Source organism: Mesorhizobium sp. P5_C1, assembly GCF_054049815.1.
In genome coordinates, this window is record NZ_JBFULQ010001232.1 from 1 (window position 1) to 774 (window position 774).

Annotated in this window: 1 protein-coding gene; it reads left to right on the forward strand. The window is 58.6% G+C overall.

All coding sequences use genetic code 11. From position 1 onward, the window contains the following. Nucleotides 1–312 precede the first annotated feature (312 nt). Nucleotides 313–774, forward strand: a 462-nt coding sequence (locus tag ACXJ7R_RS35065) for an alpha/beta fold hydrolase (RefSeq protein ID WP_457155794.1), incomplete at its 3' end; no start/stop codon positions are given.

Here is a 774-nt window from a genome sequence, read left to right on the forward strand (position 1 = left end):
CCCGGTGGGTCACCCATGTTGACATTGTGGCTAATTAAACGGCGCGCCGCCATCGCGGCGAAAGCGGCCCGATAGGCACAAAGCAGCTTCGCCCCTAAGGTAGATCCGGAATGAGCGCAATTGGGCCGGGAGCCGACTGGCMGCTTCGAGGCGTGGAATTTCAGAAGCGGACCTCAGATGCACTGCGTGCATTGACGTGAACTGACCCGAAGCCGACATTCCCCTCATTGCCAAAGTTCAGTATCTTGGGCTGCGAGCTTCGCATCTGTCTAGGTAACGTGTCGCAGTTACCCAATCGATTGTCAGGCGGTCATGCAAACCCACGAGACGCGCTATGCACAATGCGGCGACATTTCCATTGCCTATCAGGTAGTCGGTGATGGCCCAACGGATTTGCTCTACGCTCAAGGCTGGCTCAGCAACATCGAGTACGCTTGGGAAAGCCCCGAATACGCTCGATTTCTCAGCGGACTTGGCCGCTTTTCCCGCCTGGTCTTTTTCGACAAACGCGGTACGGGGATGTCCGACCGAAACGTGGGCTTCCCAACACTCGAACAGAGGACCGAGGACATCAAGGCCGTACTCGATGCCGTCGGATCGAAGCAAGCGGCGCTCTTCGGAGTTTCCGAGGGCGGGAACATGGCTTCCTTGTTTGCCGCTACGTATCCCGAAAGGGTGAGCGCGTTGGTTCTGTACGGCTGCCGTGCTCGCCGGGCATGGGCGCCTGACTACCCTTGGGGCGCGACCCAAGAGGGGTTCGAGCGCTTTGTAAAG